Raw genomic sequence first — 17,649 nt, forward strand, 5'->3', positions numbered from 1 at the left:
TCGTTCGGCGGGCTTTTTTCTGCCCGCGGCTTCAGGCAACGCCCAGAATACGGGCAGGTTTTAGCGCATCGAACTCCTCACCAGGACTGGCAGGGGCGAGCAGTGTTTGCGCGGGGCGTTTTTTTGTCGGATGTTCAGGGCGGGCTTTTCCCACTTACTGCCTATGCTACTCTACATCCGGGCGCTGCTGCTATTGGCTCTGACGGGCGCCCTGACCTGGGTGCTCAATACCCAACAGGGCACTGTGCCCCCAATGGGCAAGTTCTTAAGCCCCTACCAGGGATTCTGGCGCAACGGCGAGGCCAATGACGACTTCCCGGCTGCCCAAACGCTGACGTTGCCCGGCCTGCAGCAGCCGGTGCAGGTGCGCTTCGACGACCGGCACGTGCCCCACGTATTCGCCCAAAACGACCACGACCTGTACTACGCCCAGGGTTACCTCACGGCCCGCGACCGGCTCTGGCAGATGGAGTTCCAGACCCACGTAGCAGCCGGCCGGCTGTCGGAGATTGTGGGCGACAGCCGCCTGGAAACCGACCGGTTTTTCCGGCGCATGGGTTTGAAGCACGGCGCCGAGCAGTCGTTGAAAGTGATGATGGCCGACCCCACTATTGGCCTGGTGATGCAGTCGTACTCTGACGGGGTGAATGCCTATATCCAGTCGCTCACGCCCCGCACCCTGCCCTTCGAGTACAAGCTGCTGGACTATAAGCCCGAGCCCTGGGCCCCGCTGAAATCGGCGCTGCTGCTCAAGTTCATGGCTTTTGACCTCAGTGGCCGCTCCGACGATCTGCGCATGTCGAACATCCTAGCTAAGTACGGGCCGGCGGTGGTGAAGGACCTGTTTCCCGATTATCCGCAGCGCGAAGACCCCATTGTGCCAGTAGGTGCCCCCCGCGACTTTACGCCGGTGGCCGTGCCCGAGGTACCCACTGCGTTTCAGGCTGCACTATCCAGCAAAGTGCCCCAAAACGAGCCCGACGCGGAGCTGGGCTCCAACAACTTTGCGGTGAGCGGGGCGAAGTCGACTACCGGATTCCCAATGCTCGCCAACGACCCGCACCTGCAGCTCAACCTGCCCAGCATCTGGTACCAGATGCAGTTGGTAGCGCCGGGTGTGAACGTGTACGGCGTCACCATTCCGGGCGCGCCCACCATCATCATCGGCTTCAACCAGCAGGTAGCCTGGGGCGTCACCAACGTAGGAGCCGACGTGCTGGATTGGTACCAGTTGAAGTTTCGGGATGCCTCGAAGCGCGAGTACTGGCACGACGGGCGCTGGAAGCCGGTGCGACGGCAGCTGGAAACCTTCCACGTGCGCGGCCGCCCCGATCGGGTAGATACGGTACTCTACACCCACCACGGCCCTGTAGTGTATGATGAGGACGAAAAGCCTTTTCTGGCCGAAACGCCCATCCGCCACGCTCTGCGCTGGACAGCCCACGAAGGTGCCAACGAAGTGCTGACGTTCTATCGCCTCAACCGGGCTCGGAACTACCAGGACTACACCACCGCGTTGAGCACATACGCCTCGCCGGCCCAGAACTTCATTTTCGCCAGTGCCCAGCAGGATATTGCCATCTGGCCCAACGGCCGCTTTCCGCTGAAATGGCGCAACCAGGGCAAATTCGTCCTCGATGGTACGGACCCGGCCTACGACTGGCACGGCTGGATTCCGCAGGTTCATAACCCCCACGTGAAAAACCCGGAGCGCGGCTTCGTGTCGTCGGCCAACCAGTTTTCGGCGGGGCCGGAGTATCCCTATTACATCGGGTGGGACTTTGCGCCCTGGGACCGGGGCCACCGCATCAACGAGCGGCTAGCCCGCATGACGCAGGTGACGCCCGACTCCCTGCGCCTGCTGCAAAACGACGACCTGGGCGTGAATGCCCGCACCGTGCTGCCGCGTCTGTTGCAGCTGGTGCAGCCCCAGCAGCTGCCCGCCGAGCAACGCCGGGCCTACGAAGAGCTCAGCCGCTGGAACTACCGCTACGCCGCCAATGCCATTAGCCCTAGCCTATTTGAGCTGTGGTACCCAAACCTGGTAAAGCGCATCTGGGACGATGAGTTCGGCTCGACGCCCGAGCGGCCTATGCGCTACCCCTCCCGCGACCGGACGACCACGCTCTTGTTGAACGAACCCAACGCCCGCTGGATTGACGACCAACGCACCCCCACTCGTGAAACCCTGGCCGGGCTGGCACAGAAGTCGTTGCAATGGGCCACCGACTCACTCACGCGCAAGTTTGGGCCGCTGGGGCCGGAGTGGCGCTGGGCCAACCAGAAAAGCACCGACATTCTGCACCTGGCCCAGCTGCCCGGCTTCGGCCGTATGGATATCGACTGCGGGGGCGGGGCGGGCATCGTGAATGCTACCTCCCAGCGCAACGGCCCTTCGTGGCGCATGGTGGTGGCGCTGGGGCCGCAGCCCCGGGCCTACGGCGTGTTTCCCGGCGGCGAGTCCGGCAACCCCGGCTCCCGCTTCTACGACGACATGATTGACACCTGGCGCGTAGGTCAGCTCGACGAGCTGGTGTACCTCACCTCCCCCGATCAAACGCACCGCCGCCTGCAAGCCGCCTGGACGCTACAATAGACAGTTGCGAGTTGTGAGTTGCCAGTCCTGAGACGACCAACACCTAGCGACTAGCAAAAGACCGCGGCCAACTGATAATTGACAACTAACTATGATGCTGTTTCTGCTGATTTTTCTGGGGGCCCTGGTGGCGCAATTGCTATTGCCGTGGTGGGTTGTTGGCCCGGTAGCGTTTGTGCTCAGCTTCTGGCGCGGCCAAAGGGGCGGGCGGGCTTTTCTGGCGGGCTTCTCGGGTGTGGGGCTGAGCTGGCTGCTCCCAGCCGCGTGGTGGCAGGTACACACCGGCAGTATTCTTAGCCAGCGGATAGCCACTTTGCTGCCGCTGGGCGGCAATGGCTGGCTGCTGGCGCTGGTAGCCGCCGTGTTGGCCGGGTTGCTGGGCGGCCTGGCCGCGCTGGCCGGCGTGTGGCTGCGGCAGGCTTTCCGGCCGCGCCCGCCTCAGCCCGCCACCACTGATGCATCAATGACAGCAAGGTAGAGTCCGTCTCAGAAAACTTAAATCAACAGCGGCCCACCTTTACAAGAGGCGGACCGCTGTTGATTTAAGCGCTTAAAGGCTGTGATACCTTAATAATACTGCGAAATGAAGGCGTAGGCTCCCAGTGTGTAGGTTGCGGCCGAGGTGAAATGGTTCCCACCCTGAATGGGACGCAGCTCTACCTGGCTAGCACCACGGGCCTGCATGGCTTTGTAGGCATCTTCGGAGTTGAAGTAAGGTACGTAGTCATCGGCGGTGCCGTGGAAGAGGGCCAGCGGGGCCTTGGGCTTCCAGTCGTAGATGTCGTTGGCCTGGAAGGCACTCAGCAGGGGCTGGTACGTGCCGTTGAGTACGCCGGAGCGCAGCTGGGCAGTGAACAGCTGCTCGGGGAGCTGAGGCACGTCGCTCGATGGATTGGCCTGCAGGCGCGTGGCGTAGGGCTCTTTGAAATAGGCCGTCAGTGGGCGGTTCAGGCCATATACCTTGTTATAAGTAGCCAGCACCCACACGTAGCTGCTCAAAAAATCCAGCGGCTGCTTCGACTGCAGAATGTAGCGGGCAAACGCCGTTTTGTGGTAGGCACCGGCGCCCGGTGCGCTGGCCGTTACGGTGAACTCGCTGGCGTATTTCTCTTCCAGCAGCTTGTGCAGCGCCATCGTGGCAAACCCGCCTTCGGAGTAGCCCAGCAGGAAGTTTTTCTGGTTGAGGGCAACTTTCTCTTTGGCGCAGAACTCGCGCGCGGCCCGCAGCATGTCGGCCGAGGCGGAAGCCAGCGAGGCGGCGTGCTCGTAGGGGTGCGCCAGCGCCTTGGAGGCGCCGTAGCCAATGTAGTCGGGGGCCGAAACAATGTAGCCGTTGGAAGCCAGCACCGATACCGCCGACCAGATTTCGCTGCGGGAGCTGTAGTAGGAAGGCGCACGGCTTTCGTCGGCGGGCGAGATGGTGCCGTGCTGGTAGCTAAGCAGCGGCAGCGCCTGGGCCACAGTAGGCACCAGCAGCGCCCCCGAGGCCGTTACTTCCTTTCCATCGGTGCCCAGGGTGCGGTACGTGAGCCGGTACACTTTAATAGGATACTTGGCCAGCGCGCCCACGAAGGGAATTTCGGCCACCCGGGCCGCCACTGCGCTATTGGTGTACTCACCGATGAGGGTACTGGTGAGCAGGTAGCCGGGCGCAGCCGGAGCTTCCGGCGTGGCTGTTGGCGCGACTGACTCGGACTTGCAGCCCGCGCCGGGCAGCACAAGCAAGGCCGCCCACAGCGCCCACGTCAGGCGCAGCAAACGAAAAGGAGAGGAAGATCTAGGCACGTACTCGCTGATTCAGGTGAAGGATGTAGCTACAACAGTGCTGGCACCAAAAACGCTCCCCGCTGCCATACTCTTACCCTTCAATCATTTAGAGCGAGTTTGGGATTTTACAAAAACGCTTTTCCGTCATGCTGAGCTTGTCGCAGCCTGACAGTTCCCAAACACGGTCTTAGACTGAATATCAGGCACTATGACGTGGCAGGAAAATGATTGGCTAAGCCGTTGCGTATGCGCCAGGCACAATGGCGCCATGAATTTCTGACTCTTTCCCAAAAATAACTATGAAATTAGTTGTTAAACTAAAAACACAGTTATACATTAGGGTACTGATTCAGAACTCTATGGAAAACCTTCCCGAACTAACCCGCGCCGAGGAACAGGTGATGCAGGTGCTGTGGCGCCTGGGCCCGGCCTTTGTGAAAGACGTGCTGCCGGAGCTGCCCGCGCCCACCCCGGCCTACACCACGGTGTCTACCATCATCCGCATTCTGGAGCAGAAGGGCTACGTGGGCCACGAGGCTTTCGGGCGCACCCACCGCTACCACGCGCTGGTAGCGCAGGATGCCTACCGCCGCTTTTCGCTGGGCAAGCTGCTAGGCGGCTACTTCAACGGCTCCTTCACCCGGTTGGTATCCTTTTTTGCCAGGGAGGAAAATCTGGACGCTGCCCAACTCGACGAACTGCTCCGCCACGCCCAAAACGCCCCTACCGATGAGCCCGACCCTACTCCCGACGAGCCTGCCCGACCCGCTTAGCTGGCTGCTGCAAACCACCGTGCTGCTCACGGCCGGCTGGCTGTTTTACCGCACGGTGCTGCGGCCGGAGCGGTTTTTCCACTTCAACCGCCGCTTTCTGCTGCTCACGCCCTGGCTGGCGCTGCTGCTGCCGGTGCTGCTGGGCTTTGCCGGGCCACTGCTGCGCAGCTGGCTGCCAGCCGAGGCAAGCTCCGGCCGTTGGCTGACCAGCAGCTGGCTTCCTGCCGTGACGGTGCAGGCCGGGGCCACGCCCGCTTCCGCCCTGTTATCCGCAGGCCAGTGGCTGCTCGGGCTGTATGCCGCCGGGGCCGGGCTGCTGCTGGGCCGGCTGGGGTGGCAGCTGTGGCGGCTGTGGCACACCACCCACCACTGGCCCCGCGAGCCGGCCGCCGGCTACACGCTGGTGTATACGGGCGGCCGGCGGCCGGTCAGCTCATTTGGGCACTGGGTGTTCTGGGATGAAACGGCGGGCCTCTCCGCGGCTGAAAGCCAGGCCGTGCTGGCCCACGAGGCAGCCCACGTGCGCCAGGGCCATACCTACGAGCGGCTGGCGCTGGAAGCAGCCCGTGCACTGCTGTGGCCCAGTCCGCTGGCGCACTGCTACCCGCGCGCCCTGGAGTTGACGCACGAGTTTCTGGCCGATGCCGCCGCCTTGCAAACCACGGCCCCGCTGGTGGCCGCCAGCTCCGAGTCATACGCCACGCTGCTGGCCCGGCTGGCTTTGCGCCAGCTGCACCCCAGCTTGCCCCTTAGTCATTCTTTCACTCATTCTCTCACGCTTACCCGCATTCGTATGCTTGCTTCCACCACTCCCCGCCGCCGCTGGAAACAGTGGCTGCTTTTGCCGCTGAGCGCCCTGCTGCTGCTAGCCCTTGGTTGCGAACAGGAACTACAAGATATGCCTCCGCCGCCACCCCCTCCTACTATGGCCGCGCCCGAAGCACTAGCTCCGCCACCTCCCCCCACCACCCGCCTACTTCTTCGTCGAACAGATGCCCGAATACGAGGGCGGTCAGGCGCAACTGCTGGCCGACATTGGTAAGCTGGTTAAATATCCGGCCTCGGCAGTAGCTGAAAAGCTGGAAGGCAAGGTGTTCGTGCGGTTCATTGTGGGTGCCAACGGCACGGTGCAGGCGGCTGAAGTCACCAAAGGCATTGAGCACTCGGTGCAATACCCAGGCAGCAATGGCCAGCCGCAAACCACCCGCATCACCACGCCCGGCGCCTGGGCGCTGAATGAGGCAGCATTGAACGCGGTGCGCAGTCTGCCGGGCAAATGGAAGCCGGGGCGGCAGGACGGCAAGGCCGTGGATGTGATGTACACCGTTCCCATCACGTTTTCGTTGGCAGACTCTGAGCCGTTGAAACTCGGGTGGGCGCTGTACTCAAGATTCCGGGGCTGCTGAAACGACCAACGGGCTGGCTCCAGAGAGTTGAGTGCTCAAGTCGTTTTTACCTGTCAAAGCATGCCAGGGAGAGACTATAAAAGCGGCCGCCTGCTCTGCCCGAGCGGCCGTTTTGCGTAGAAACGGAATCCGGTTAAAATCTGATTAAAGTCTGAGGTAAGCCAGCTTCCGGCAGCTGCGGGTGGCACTTTTCCCCGAAAAAGCTTCTACCTTCGGGACTCCATTCGCCTTCAACCCGTTTCTTCTCAGTGTCTTATTTCCGGACTGCTTCGCGCCTTACCGCGCCCGTGCTTGCCTCTCTGGGCCTGGCCCTCTCTCTGACTACGCTACCTGGCTGCGGCACCCGCCAGGAAGGCGAAACCGCCACCGCAAACGCCGATAGCACCACGCAAAAACCCGTGGTAGTGGATACCATAGCCCTGAAAAAGCAGGCTATGCGCCGCGACTCGCTTAAGGCCGACTCTATTGTGAAGGCCAGTGGGCAGCTGCCCGGGGCCATCTTGCCGGGCAAGCGCATTGTCGCTTTCTACGGCAACATTCGGGCGAAGGGCATGGGCATCCTGGGCCGCGAGCCCAAGGAGCAGATGCTGGCCAAGTTCCGCAAAGTGCAGAAGGAGTGGCAGGACGCTGACCCGAGCATTCCGGTGCAGCCGGCCTTGCACAGCGTAACTATCACGGCCCAGGCCGCCGCGGGCAAAGACGGCAAGTACCGCCTGATGAACTCCAAGGCCACCATCGACGAAACCATTCAGTGGGCCAAAGACAACAACTGCATCGTGTTTCTGGACGTGCAGGTGGGCCTGAGCAACCTGGAGCATGAGCTACATAAGCTGGAGCCCTACCTCAAGGACCCCATCGTGCACATGGGCATCGACCCGGAGTTTGCCATGGAAACCAAAGGCGTGCGCCCCGGCAAGAAAATCGGCACCTACGACGCCAAGGACGTAAACTACGCCATCAACTTCCTGGCCCGCATTGTAAGCGAAAACAAGCTCCCGCCAAAAATCCTGACGGTGCACCGCTTCACCCAGGGCATGGTTACCAACTACAAAAACATCAAGCTGGACCCGCGCGTGCAGGTAGTGATGCACATGGACGGCTGGGGCAACCCCACGCTCAAGAAGGACTCCTACAAAGCCTACGTGGAAAAGCAGCCCGTGCAGTACACCGGCTTCAAGCTGTTCTACGAGTATGATGCCCGCCCCGCGCCCCACCACATCATGACGGCCAAGGAAGTGCTGGCGGAGCTCAACCCCAAGCCGCTGTACATTCAGTATCAGTAGATTAATATACCTGCTATTTTCCGGCAGGACGTTAACGGCCCCGCTAGTTCTCGGACTAGCGGGGCCGTAGCCGTATAGAGGAGCTTAAGCCAAGCGCCCGGGAACCATTAAAGAAAAGACTGCATCTTCGCGGCCGAAACTCCGTTATTGTCCTACCGTTTCGCCTTTCTTTCCTGCCTTCGCTATGATTCGCGTTTTGCTTACCGACGACCACGCCATTATCCGGGAAGGCATCCGCGCGCTGCTGGTGAAGGAGCCCGGAGTAGAGGTAGTGGGCGAGGCCAACAACGGCCGGGAGCTGCTGGACCTGCTAGCTACCACGCCCACCGACGTAGTGCTCATGGACATCAACATGCCCGAAATGGATGGCCTTACGGCTACCCGGCTGGTGCGCGAGCAGTACCCCGAAACGCGGGTGCTGGCGCTTTCTATGCTGGACCACCCCGAGTACGTGCACAACATGATGGCAGCCGGCGCCACGGGCTACGTGCTCAAGAATGCGGGCAAGGATGAAATTACGTTTGCCATCCGCTCGGTGGCGGCAGGGCGGCAGTTCCTGTGCTCAGAGCTGGGGTTTATTATGTTGCACAAGGTCCTGGCCTTTGTGTCGGAGCCCGAGGCCAGCCCCGCGGCCAAGCCCGGCGGGTTTTCGCGCCGGGAAATAGAAGTGCTCAAGCTGCTGGCCGAGGGCCTGACTACGAACGAAATTGCCGACAAGCTTTTCACCAGCCGCCGCACCATCGAAACGCACCGCCAGAACATCATCGAAAAGGCCCAGGTGAAGAATACGGCCTCGCTGATCCGGTACGCCGCGCTGCAGGGGCTGCTTTAGTCGCCGGTCCTGTACATCAGGAGGCGGGAGCCGGGCCGCTATCCTGCCCGTTGAGCAGGAACTCGCGCAGGCGGTTGATGTGCACCTTGATTTCCTCAAGCCGCTCTTCCTGCTGCACGCTCCAGAGCCCCTCGCCGCGGCTGGCCATGCTGCTGAGCAGGTTTTTGCGCTCCTCCATCATGCGCAAAGCCACCCACAGGGTTTCCTCCAAGGAGTGCCGGGAGCTTTCCATCAAAGATTCCCCCGTAAAGGCATGGCCTGTATGGCAGCGGTAGCGTAGCACGGAGCCCTCATTGAGTTCCCACAGGTTGCCGCCGCAGTCGGGGCAGGTGAGGGGCGCCAGGTGGCCCAGCTGGTTTACTTCTTCAGTAGTTCCCACAACGCGTTCGGCAATAGAGGCTTCCAGTAGCAAATCAGGAGGAATAGCGCCCGGCCCCGCAGCGGGGCGGGGCTTGCCGGCCAAGTCCTGCAGCACCGCACTCAACTCAGTCAGCGGCAGTACGTAGTCGACCACGCCGGCGCGCAGGGCGCTTTCCGGCATACTAGGGAATTCGGCCTCGGCCGGGTCCTGCACCAGGGTGGTGCCGCCGCAGCGCTTGATGAACTCCAAGCCAGCGGTACCATCGTGGAGCATGCCCGTGAGCACCACGCCCAGCACGTTGGGCCCGTAGGCTACGGCAGCCGAGCGAAACAGGGCATCGGCGGCGGGACGATAATTGTTTTCGCGGGGGCCTTTGGTTACCAGCAGGTGGCCATCCTTCACCAGCAGGTGCCGGTCGGGCGGGGCCAGGTACAGCGCACCGGCTTCAATATGCGTCTGGTTCACAGCCAGCTGGCAGCGCAGCCCCGTGTGCTGGCTGAGGCGCTTGACGAGGGGCGTACCGGTGCTATCGGGCGCCAGGTGCTGCACCACCAGCACGGTGGCCGGCAGCGTGGGCGGCAGCTGGGCTACCAGCCGAATGAGCGCGGGCATTCCGCCTGCCGAGGTACCAATGACGATGAGAACAGAAGGTGCAGGCACGCGGGTAGCGGGTAGAGGTCCAGAATAGAGCCGAGGCTCAATGGTAGTGTACGGGCATATCGGCCCCGGTGGTCGTACCGGCAAAAAAGAGGTCTACAAAGCAACACTCGCGGTATTTGGGTAGATTTGAGTGGTGAACCGGCACAGCTCGACAGCTACGACACTCGGCGGCGCTTCACCCTCTTTTGCTTTCGTTGCCTGCCCCATGTTGCCAGATACTCCTGCGGCGCCGGAAAACCCCGGTGTTTCGCTGCCTTCCCCTACTGCCACGGCCCCAACGGCGCCAGCCAGGCCGGCCCGCTCTTACCCGGCCGAGTCCGATAAATTTCCGGTGGTGCTGCTGGGAGGGTCGGCCGGTTGCATTGAAGCGCTGGAGCTGTTTTTCCGGCACCTCACGCCCCGCTCCGGCATGGCCTATGTGGTGGTGACGCACCTGCTGCCCTCCCGCGAAAGTGAGCTGCCGGAGGTGCTGCAGCGCTTCACGCCCCTGCCCGTGCAAGCGGCCGCCGATGGTCAGAAAGTACGGCCCAACCACGTCTACGTTATTCCGCCCGACCGCGACCTGAGCATCCTGCACGGCAGCCTGTATCTGCTGAAGCCCACCCAGGCGCCCAGCCGCCGCATGCCCATCGACTTCTTTCTGCAGAGCCTGGCCAAAGATGCCCGGGAGCGGGCCGTGTGCATCCTGTTCTCGGGGCTGGGCTCCGACGGCAGCGTGGGTTTGAAGCTGGTGATGGAAAACTTTGGGATGGTGATGGTGCAGGACCCCGCTACCGCCGCCTTCGACGCGCTGCCCCGGGCGGCCCTGGCCACCGAGTTTGTGGACTTTGTGCTGGCCCCGCAGCTGATGCCGGCCAAGCTGCTGGAGTACGTGGAGCGCCCGCTGCTGACCCGGTCCGCGCGCGAAAAGGCCGAGGAATCGGACTCCAAGCCGGCGCACGCCCTGCAGAAAATCTTTGTGCTCATCCGTACCCAAACCGGCCACGACTTCAGCCACTACAAGCGCAACACGGTATTCCGGCGCATTGAGCGGCGCATGAACTCCCACCAGATCAAGGAGTTTACGCACTACGTGCGCTACCTGCAGGAAAACCCCCACGAAGTGGAGCAGCTGTTTAGGGAGCTGCTGATTGGCGTCACCAAGTTTTTTCGCGACGCGGAGGCCTTCGAGATTCTGCGCCAGCACCTGCGGCCCCTGCTGGCCCAGAAAGAGCCCAGCAGCACCGTGCGGGTGTGGGCCCCGGGCTGCTCTACCGGCGAGGAAGCCTACTCGCTCACCATCCTGCTGCAGGAATGCATTGAGGAAGTAGCCCCGGGGCGCTACCTCAAGATTCAGCTGTTTGCCACCGATATTTCGGTTGAGGGCGTGGAGTTTGCGCGGGCCGGCCTCTACCCCGAGAACATTACGGCCGATGTAAGCCCGGAGCGCCTGCAGCGCTTCTTCATCAAAACCGACGGCCACTACCAGATTCGCAAGGAAGTGCGCGACTCGGTGGTGTTTGCCCTGCACAACATCAACAAGGACGCGCCCTTTACCAAGCTGGACCTGCTGTGCTGCCGCAACCTGCTGATTTACCTGAGCTCCGACCTGCAGAAAAACCTGCTGCCGGTTTTTCACTACGCCCTCAACCCCGGCGGCCTGCTGTTTCTGGGGCCGAGCGAGAATATAACCAGCTTTCAGGAGCTGTTTCAGCCTCTGGATGTGAAGTGGAAGATTTCGCGCCGCACCGAAACGGCCACTTCTCTGCCCCGGCTGCTCAACTTTCCCTTTGCCCTTTCCCGTCAATCTACCGCTGCTCCTCACCCTTCCGCTAGTATGGCCACTGCTGTTTCTACCCGCCGCGAAGGTGGCCCCTTTGCTTCCCTGGTGCAAAAAGTCCTGCTGGGCGCCTACTCGCCCCCGGCCGTAGTTATCAACTCCAAGGGCGAAATCCTGTACGTGAACGGGCGCACCGGCAAGTACCTGGAGCCCGCGCCCGGCCTGGGCAGCATGAACATCTTCGACATGGCCCGCGAGGAGCTCAGCTACGAAATCAGCGGGGCCGTGCACCGCGCCCTGCAAACGCGCCAGGACGTGAAAGTGGACGACGTGCGGGTGAAAACCGAAGCCGGCCAGCAGCTGCTGCGCCTCACGGTGAAGTACCTGGAAGAGCCCGAGGAGCTGATGGGGCTGCTGCTGGTGGTGTTTGAAGACCAGCCTACCCCGCGCCGGGTGCGCCTGGCCAAGGGCAGCACCAGCGGCTCCGAGCTAAGCCGCGACGCCGTGGTAAGTGCCATGGAAAAGGAGTTGCAGTACACCAAGCACCGCCTCCAGACCACCATTGAGGAAATGGAAAGCTCCCTGGAAGAGCTCAAAAGCACCAACGAAGAGCTGCAGAGCGCCAACGAGGAGCTGCAAAGCACCAACGAGGAGGCCATGACCAACAAGGAGGAGATGCAGAGCCTGAACGAGGAGCTGATGACCCTGAACATGCAGTACCAGGCCAAAACCGAGGAACTCTCGCAGGCGGCCAACGACATGAAAAACCTGCTGGACTCCACCGAAATTGCCATTATCTTCCTCGACAACGACGGCACCATCAAGCGGTTTACCCCGCCGGTAGCGCGCATCGTCAACCTGCTGCCCACCGACGTGGGGCGCCCGCTCAGCCATTTTGCCTCCAACCTGCGCTACGAGCAGCTAGCCCAGGACGTGCAGCAGGTGCTAAACCGGCTCATCACCATCGAAACCAACATTCAGACGGTGGCCGGCGAGTGGTACACCATGCGCATTCTGCCCTACCGCACCCTCGACAACTACATCAGCGGGGCCGTCATCACCTTCACGGACGTGACGGACCTGAAAAACCTGGAAAGCCAGCTCCAGGACAATGCCCGCTTTGCGGCTAGCATGCAGGAAACCGTATTGGAGCCCGTAGTAGCCCTGGACGGCAGCCTGCGCGTGTACTTCAGCAACCGTTCGTTTGCGCACCTGGTGGGCATTGAGGCCGATGAGCTGGCCGGGCAACCACTGGCGGAGCTGGCTGGGGGCGGCTTCAACCAGCCCCCGCTGCTGGAGCGCCTGCAGCACCTGCTCGATGCCGGCACCGACGCCTACGAGTTCAGCAACCTGAAGCTGGACGTGGCCCTGCCGGGGCAGCCCAGGTGCCGCCTCTCGCTCTACGGGCGGCGGCTGCTGCACCAGGGCCAGACGACGGGCCGGGTGCTGCTGGGCATCGAAAACCTGGAGCCGCTTGCCGGATAAGGGCCGGCCGCAGCCGTTTGGTTGCTTCTTCTCGTATCTGGTGGAACGACCTTGCGTATGCTTTTCTTCTGAACGCATTTTGCCATGAGCGAACCTGATAGCCCGCTGTTTGCCGGTTTTGATGCGCACCCCGCGCTGCAGGAGCTGCGCGTGCGGGCCGAGCGGCGCCGGCTCTCGGCCCAGAGCCTGCCGCCCAACATGCCCGACGACGTGCAGCGCCTGGTGCAGGAGCTGCAGGTGCACCAGATTGAGCTGGAAATGCAGTACGAGGAGCTGCTGCTGGCCCAGACGGAAGCCGAAACCAGCCGGGCCCGCTACATCGACCTCTACGAGTTTGCGCCCATTGGCTACTGCACCGTAGCCCCCGATGGTACGCTGCAGCAGCTGAACCTGCGGGCCTGCGAGCTGCTGGGTTCCGTGCGCCAGCGCCTCGTAGGCCGGCGCCTTGCCTTATTTGTGCCCCTGGCCGGCCGCGTTGCCTTTGCGGACTTTCTAGCCCAGGTGCAGCAGCAGCACACCCGCCAGACCATAACGCTGGAAATGCGCCGCGACGACGGGCAGGCTATCTACGTCCGCCTGGAGGGCGTAGCCGCCACCGACGGCGCCGGCCACCCCAGCATCCGGCTGGCGCTGGCAGATGTGACGGAGCAGCACCGGGCCCGGCAGGCCCTGGAACTCAGCGAGCGGCGCTTCCGCATCCTGTTCGAGCAAAACCAGGATGGCATGCTGCTCATGCGCGACAACCGGTTTGTGGACTGCAACCCGGCCGCCCTGCAGTTGCTGGGCCTTACCAGCAAAGAGCAGCTGCTGGGTCAGTCGGGCGCGGCCTTCTCGCCGGAGCGGCAGCCCACCGGGCAGCGCTCCGACGTGCTGGCCCAATACTACTGGGAGGTAACCCTGCGCCGGGGCTACTGCCGCTTTGAGTGGTGCCGGCTCCGGGCCTCGGGCGAAGAGTTTTGGGAAGACATTCTGCTCACGGCCGTGCCCGAAGCGCAGGGCACCATCGTGCACGCGGCCTGGCGCGACATCACGACCGAAAAGCAAGCTACGGCCCGCGTGCGGGCCAGTGAGGAGCGCCTCAATATGGCGCTGGAAGCATCGGGAACTGGTATCTGGAGCATCGACTCCACCACTAGCGAGCTGTATTGTGACGCTCGTGCCCAACAGATTTTCGGCCTTGCTCCCGCCTCCCAGCCAACGCCGCTGCGCGTGCTGCAGGACGCGCTGCACCCCGATGACCGCCGCTGCGTGCTGGAGGCGCTGGGAAAAGCGTTGCAAAAGAAAATTCCGCTGGATTTGGAGCACCGCATTGTGCAGCCCGATGGCAGCATCCGCTACGTGTCGGCGGTGGGCAGGCTCCTGCACGACGAGCAGGGCAACCCGCTACGGTTTGTGGGACTGGTGCGCGACATTACGGCCGGCCACGAGGAGCAGGCCGAGCTTACATACAAGAACCGCCTGCTGGAGCACATCCTGGCCCATTTGCCCGTAGTTCTGATTCGGCTGGCACCCAGTGGCGAGTACCTGGAAATGATGGGCAACGGGCTGCGCCGGCTGCAGCTGCAGGACAATGAGCTGGTGGGTCAAAACATTTATGCCCTGTATCCGCAGCTGACGGAGCCGGCCCAGCGGCTACTGGACCAGCACAAGCCGGTCACCTTCACGGGCACCACCCAGCAGCCGGAGCCACCGGTCTATTTCCAGAACTACGGCTTCTTTGATGAGCAGCGGCAGCAAGGCGTAGTCTTTGCCATCGACGTTACAGCGGCTGAAGAAAGCCGTCGGCAGCTGCAGCAGGAAAAGGAATTCACCCAGAACCTGCTCAACAACACCGTAGATGCCGTAGCCGCTGTGGACCTGGATTTGCGCGTGACGGCCTGGAACGCCCAGATAGCCACCCTGCTGGGCCGCTCCGAGGCAGAGGCCCTGGGCTGCCCGCTGGCCGAAGTGCTGCCCGGCTTTGCCCGGGACCCGCAGATTCTGGCGCTGCTGCACCGCACCCTCGCGGGCGAGGCCACCCAGCAGCTCAACTGGCAGGCTACTCCTCAGTTGATGTACTTCGACCTCAACTTTGTGCCTCTGCGCACTTTGGGTGCTATTTCCGGCGTGCTGCTGCTGGCCCGGGACGTGACGGAGCGCAACGCCCTGCTGGCCGAAACCAACCGTCTGAAGCTGCGCCAGCAGCAGGAAGTGCTGTCGGCTATTCTCACCACCCAGGAAGAAGAGCGGCGGCGCATTGCTGAGGGCCTGCACAACGGCGTGGGCCAGCTGCTGTACGCCACCAAGCTGCACCTCGACAACCTGCCTCCCTCCCAGCCGGGCCAGGCCAGCCAGAAGCTGCTGAGCGAAGCCATCCGGGCCACGCGCACCATCTCCTTCGAGCTTACGCCCAGCATCCTGGAAGACTTCGGCCTGAAAATGGCCCTGCGGGAGCTGGTAAAGCGCATTCCGGCCAATACCCTGGACGTGGACCTGAACTTCTCGGGCCTGGAGGAGAAGCTCCCGCCCCTGCTGGATATTGCGGTGTATCGCATTATGCAGGAGCTGCTCAGCAACGTGATGAAGCACGCCCACGCCCGCGAGGTGTTTGTGCAGGTAGCCCGCGCCGATGACCACCTGCACCTGAGCGTGGAAGACGACGGCGTAGGCTTCGATGCAGGCCAGATGAAAAAGGCGAAGGGCATCGGGCTGCCCGGCATTTGCACCCGGGTAGAGCTGCTGGGCGGCACGTTCACGCTGCGCACCCACCCCGGCAAGGGCACCACCGTCACCATTCAGCTGCCGCTGGCCCCCTAGGCGGTTGGAACTGTCTTAGCGGACTGGGGTCGTGCGCTTTTAGATTGAGAGGAGAAGGCCACGAACCCACTTCGGTAGGGTGGCAGCCTTTCCCGCTAAGTATTTTCAGGTAGTTTTTCTCCGGATTTTCCCGCAAAAATCCGGGTTTATTTCCTGTGTATCAATTAGCCAGCAGCAAGAAGAGAGCGTAAAAAGACCCTGACAGGCACTACCACTGCCTTAGCCTGGGGCATTTTTAGTTTCTCCACCTCTCCTTTCTTTCCGATGAAAAAGACTGCTGTCTTCTTAACCGCCGCGCTCTTTAGCGCCCTGCTTTCTACCACCAGCTTCGCCCAGACTACCACTACTGGTACTACCTCCGGCACTACTGCTGGTACTACCTCCGGTACCACGTCTGGCACCACATCCGGCACCACATCCGGCACGACCAGGGGCACCACGGTAGGAACCACTGCCGGCCAAACTACTACCGGCACCACCTCGGGCACTACTACCTCCGGCAACACCACAACAGGCACCACCTCGGGCACGATGACATCGGGAACGGCAACTACCTCAGGAGCAAGTACCTCAGGAGCCAGTACGTCAGGCGTTACCACTTCGGGGAGCCGTACAACCAGCGGTACTACTTCGGGTACCACATCGGGTACTACCTCCGGCACGCGTACCAACCGCAAAAAGTCCACGGGCACCCAACGTGGAACCACCTCCGGCAGCACCACTTCGGGCCGCCGAACTGGCACTACCAGCGGTACTACCTCGGGTAGCAGCACCGGCACCACGTCGGGTAGCACCAGCGGCAGCACAACTCACTAGGCTACCCGGCTTATTTCTTGCCTTTTGGTCCCTTCTCCCCGGCACGCCTTTCGTCAGGTATGCCGGGGAAAAGGGACCTTGGTTTTACTCGCAGTTTTATAGGGGCTACCTCCCGGCTGTTCCAGTAACTGCTGGCGCCCGCTGGTCAAACACCTCGGTCCCGCTGACACTGTCCGAACACCGGGCCGGTAGCAGGACGGTCTTTTTACCGCTGGTTGTTTTCTGCAGGCGCCAAGCTGTGCGCAAGTTGGGCACAGGCACACCACCCATAGTGCACTAGGTGTGGCATTGCCACCCGGGACTTTTCACTTTAGCGAAATACCGATTTCTACCCAGTACAAACCCGTGATTATCCGGGAGCCAAACAGCCAGTTGCACCGTTTTCTTTGACAATGAAGCACCTATGCTCGCTTCGCTGCCGCCCTCTCTGTTTACTGTACCAAACGCCATGCTCGCAAGTATGTTACCCTTCACCGCTTCGCCGGCCCTGTATCTGGTGCCCGCCGGCCATCGACTTGATTTTCCTACGCCACCCGGCTACTACGCCGACGTGTACCGACAACTAGGCGCCCAAACCTGGGAATGCATTGCGCGCCATGCCTGCAGCCCATTTCTCGACCGTACTGCTCTGGGTTCTAATCCCAGCTACTACGTGCAGTACCGCAATAACCTCGGCGCGGTAGCGGGGCGCACGGCCTTAATACGGGCTACGCCCGAGGCCTTACCTAGTCACGCATGCTGGCTGCAGTTGTCCTGAGCTTTTTTCTACTCTCTTACGGTGCAAGTATGTCTTCCCTTTACCCCCAAAGATCATCAGCCCACGTAGCAGCGGCATACCTCTCTGCCATCGACCTCGATACGGTGGATGCGCTGCAGGTTGCCCGTACCCTGCGCAAAAACCCCTCGGTGGTGCAGCCTCAGCTGGTTGTAGACTGCGGCGCGCTGCAGTGCCTGCGTACGCTGGGTGTCAGCCACGTCGTATCCCAGCTGCTGGTGCTACGCCAGGCGGGCGCGTCTATCTGGCTATGCAACGCGGACTCCACCCTGCGTCGCTGCCTAGACGTTCTTAAGCTGCAGAGCGTTTTCCTGACCATTGATGAATGACCTGGAAATCA

14 protein-coding genes are annotated in these 17,649 nt (G+C 62.1%); 11 read left to right on the forward strand and 3 right to left on the reverse strand.

The window, feature by feature from the left end; genetic code table 11:
• Positions 1-163 precede the first annotated feature (163 nt).
• Together LRS06_RS08835 and LRS06_RS08840 are read left to right on the forward strand one after the other, a co-directional pair.
• The gene (locus LRS06_RS08835) at positions 164-2,596 is read left to right on the forward strand and encodes a penicillin acylase family protein (RefSeq protein ID WP_257871157.1); all 2,433 of its coding nucleotides are present in this window, start codon (positions 164-166) and stop codon (positions 2,594-2,596) included.
• Between the two features lie 91 nt (positions 2,597-2,687).
• Complete coding sequence (locus tag LRS06_RS08840; protein WP_257871158.1) at positions 2,688-3,074, forward strand: hypothetical protein; 387 nt, start codon at positions 2,688-2,690, stop codon at positions 3,072-3,074.
• Between the two features lie 89 nt (positions 3,075-3,163).
• Here LRS06_RS08840 and LRS06_RS08845 read toward each other — a convergent pair whose 3' ends face one another.
• On the reverse strand, positions 3,164-4,381 hold the full coding sequence (locus tag LRS06_RS08845) for a S9 family peptidase (protein WP_257871159.1): 1,218 nt from the start codon (positions 4,379-4,381) through the stop codon (positions 3,164-3,166).
• Between the two features lie 341 nt (positions 4,382-4,722).
• Here LRS06_RS08845 and LRS06_RS08850 point away from each other — a divergent pair, with 341 nt between their 5' ends.
• The 5 genes from LRS06_RS08850 (at position 4,723) to LRS06_RS08870 (ending at position 8,657) form a co-directional block, all read left to right on the forward strand.
• Positions 4,723-5,136, forward strand: a complete 414-nt coding sequence (locus LRS06_RS08850; protein ID WP_257871160.1) for a BlaI/MecI/CopY family transcriptional regulator — start codon at positions 4,723-4,725, stop codon at positions 5,134-5,136.
• Positions 5,093-6,178 carry a hypothetical protein gene (locus LRS06_RS08855; RefSeq protein ID WP_257871161.1) on the forward strand — a complete coding sequence of 362 codons (1,086 nt, stop codon included), beginning with the start codon at positions 5,093-5,095 and terminating at the stop codon, positions 6,176-6,178. Before LRS06_RS08850 ends, LRS06_RS08855 begins: the two co-directional genes overlap by 44 nt.
• Entirely contained in the window at positions 6,129-6,542 is a 414-nt protein-coding gene (locus LRS06_RS08860) for an energy transducer TonB (RefSeq protein ID WP_257871162.1), read from the forward strand. Before LRS06_RS08855 ends, LRS06_RS08860 begins: the two co-directional genes overlap by 50 nt.
• Before the next feature lie 287 nt (positions 6,543-6,829).
• Positions 6,830-7,825, forward strand: coding sequence for a hypothetical protein (locus LRS06_RS08865; RefSeq protein WP_257871163.1), 996 nt, complete (start codon positions 6,830-6,832; stop codon positions 7,823-7,825).
• A 184-nt stretch (positions 7,826-8,009) separates the two neighbouring features.
• The gene (locus LRS06_RS08870; protein ID WP_257871164.1) at positions 8,010-8,657 is read left to right on the forward strand and encodes a response regulator transcription factor; all 648 of its coding nucleotides are present in this window, start codon (positions 8,010-8,012) and stop codon (positions 8,655-8,657) included.
• A gap of 16 nt (positions 8,658-8,673) precedes the next feature.
• On the opposite strand, the gene LRS06_RS08875 is transcribed toward LRS06_RS08870, so the two are convergent.
• Positions 8,674-9,678 carry a chemotaxis protein CheB gene (locus tag LRS06_RS08875; protein ID WP_257871165.1) on the reverse strand — a complete coding sequence of 335 codons (1,005 nt, stop codon included), beginning with the start codon at positions 9,676-9,678 and terminating at the stop codon, positions 8,674-8,676.
• A gap of 205 nt (positions 9,679-9,883) precedes the next feature.
• Between LRS06_RS08875 and LRS06_RS08880 the strand changes: the two genes are divergently transcribed.
• Positions 9,884-12,922 (forward strand): CheR family methyltransferase, encoded by a 3,039-nt coding sequence (locus tag LRS06_RS08880; protein ID WP_257871166.1) that lies wholly within the window; start codon positions 9,884-9,886, stop codon positions 12,920-12,922.
• 84 nt (positions 12,923-13,006) lie between these two features.
• Positions 13,007-15,718, forward strand: a complete 2,712-nt coding sequence (locus tag LRS06_RS08885; RefSeq protein WP_257871167.1) for a PAS domain S-box protein — start codon at positions 13,007-13,009, stop codon at positions 15,716-15,718.
• 164 nt (positions 15,719-15,882) lie between these two features.
• Here LRS06_RS08885 and LRS06_RS08890 read toward each other — a convergent pair whose 3' ends face one another.
• Positions 15,883-16,524: a hypothetical protein gene (locus LRS06_RS08890; protein WP_257871168.1), complete on the reverse strand. Its 642-nt coding sequence runs from the start codon at positions 16,522-16,524 to the stop codon at positions 15,883-15,885.
• A 470-nt stretch (positions 16,525-16,994) separates the two neighbouring features.
• Here LRS06_RS08890 and LRS06_RS08895 point away from each other — a divergent pair, with 470 nt between their 5' ends.
• Positions 16,995-17,291, forward strand: coding sequence for a hypothetical protein (locus LRS06_RS08895; RefSeq protein WP_257871169.1), 297 nt, complete (start codon positions 16,995-16,997; stop codon positions 17,289-17,291).
• Between the two features lie 29 nt (positions 17,292-17,320).
• Positions 17,321-17,638 (forward strand): hypothetical protein, encoded by a 318-nt coding sequence (locus tag LRS06_RS08900; protein WP_257871170.1) that lies wholly within the window; start codon positions 17,321-17,323, stop codon positions 17,636-17,638.
• The last annotated feature ends 11 nt before the right edge of the window (positions 17,639-17,649 follow it).

The sequence above is a fragment of the Hymenobacter sp. J193 genome (assembly GCF_024700075.1).
In the GTDB taxonomy this organism is placed as follows: domain Bacteria; phylum Bacteroidota; class Bacteroidia; order Cytophagales; family Hymenobacteraceae; genus Hymenobacter.

What these genes read in the sequence shown, in the direction of transcription:
- LRS06_RS08880 (WP_257871166.1), top strand. Translation starts at nt 9,884, where the DNA reads ATGTTGCCAGATACTCCTGCGGCGCCGGAAAACCCCGGTGTTTCGCTG.
- LRS06_RS08850 (WP_257871160.1), top strand. Translation starts at nt 4,723, where the DNA reads ATGGAAAACCTTCCCGAACTAACCCGCGCCGAGGAACAGGTGATGCAG.
- LRS06_RS08900 (WP_257871170.1), top strand. Translation starts at nt 17,321, where the DNA reads ATGTCTTCCCTTTACCCCCAAAGATCATCAGCCCACGTAGCAGCGGCA.
- LRS06_RS08870 (WP_257871164.1), top strand. Translation starts at nt 8,010, where the DNA reads ATGATTCGCGTTTTGCTTACCGACGACCACGCCATTATCCGGGAAGGC.
- LRS06_RS08840 (WP_257871158.1), top strand. Translation starts at nt 2,688, where the DNA reads ATGATGCTGTTTCTGCTGATTTTTCTGGGGGCCCTGGTGGCGCAATTG.
- LRS06_RS08895 (WP_257871169.1), top strand. Translation starts at nt 16,995, where the DNA reads ATGTTACCCTTCACCGCTTCGCCGGCCCTGTATCTGGTGCCCGCCGGC.
- LRS06_RS08835 (WP_257871157.1), top strand. Translation starts at nt 164, where the DNA reads ATGCTACTCTACATCCGGGCGCTGCTGCTATTGGCTCTGACGGGCGCC.
- LRS06_RS08860 (WP_257871162.1), top strand. Translation starts at nt 6,129, where the DNA reads ATGCCCGAATACGAGGGCGGTCAGGCGCAACTGCTGGCCGACATTGGT.
- LRS06_RS08885 (WP_257871167.1), top strand. Translation starts at nt 13,007, where the DNA reads ATGAGCGAACCTGATAGCCCGCTGTTTGCCGGTTTTGATGCGCACCCC.
- LRS06_RS08855 (WP_257871161.1), top strand. Translation starts at nt 5,093, where the DNA reads ATGAGCCCGACCCTACTCCCGACGAGCCTGCCCGACCCGCTTAGCTGG.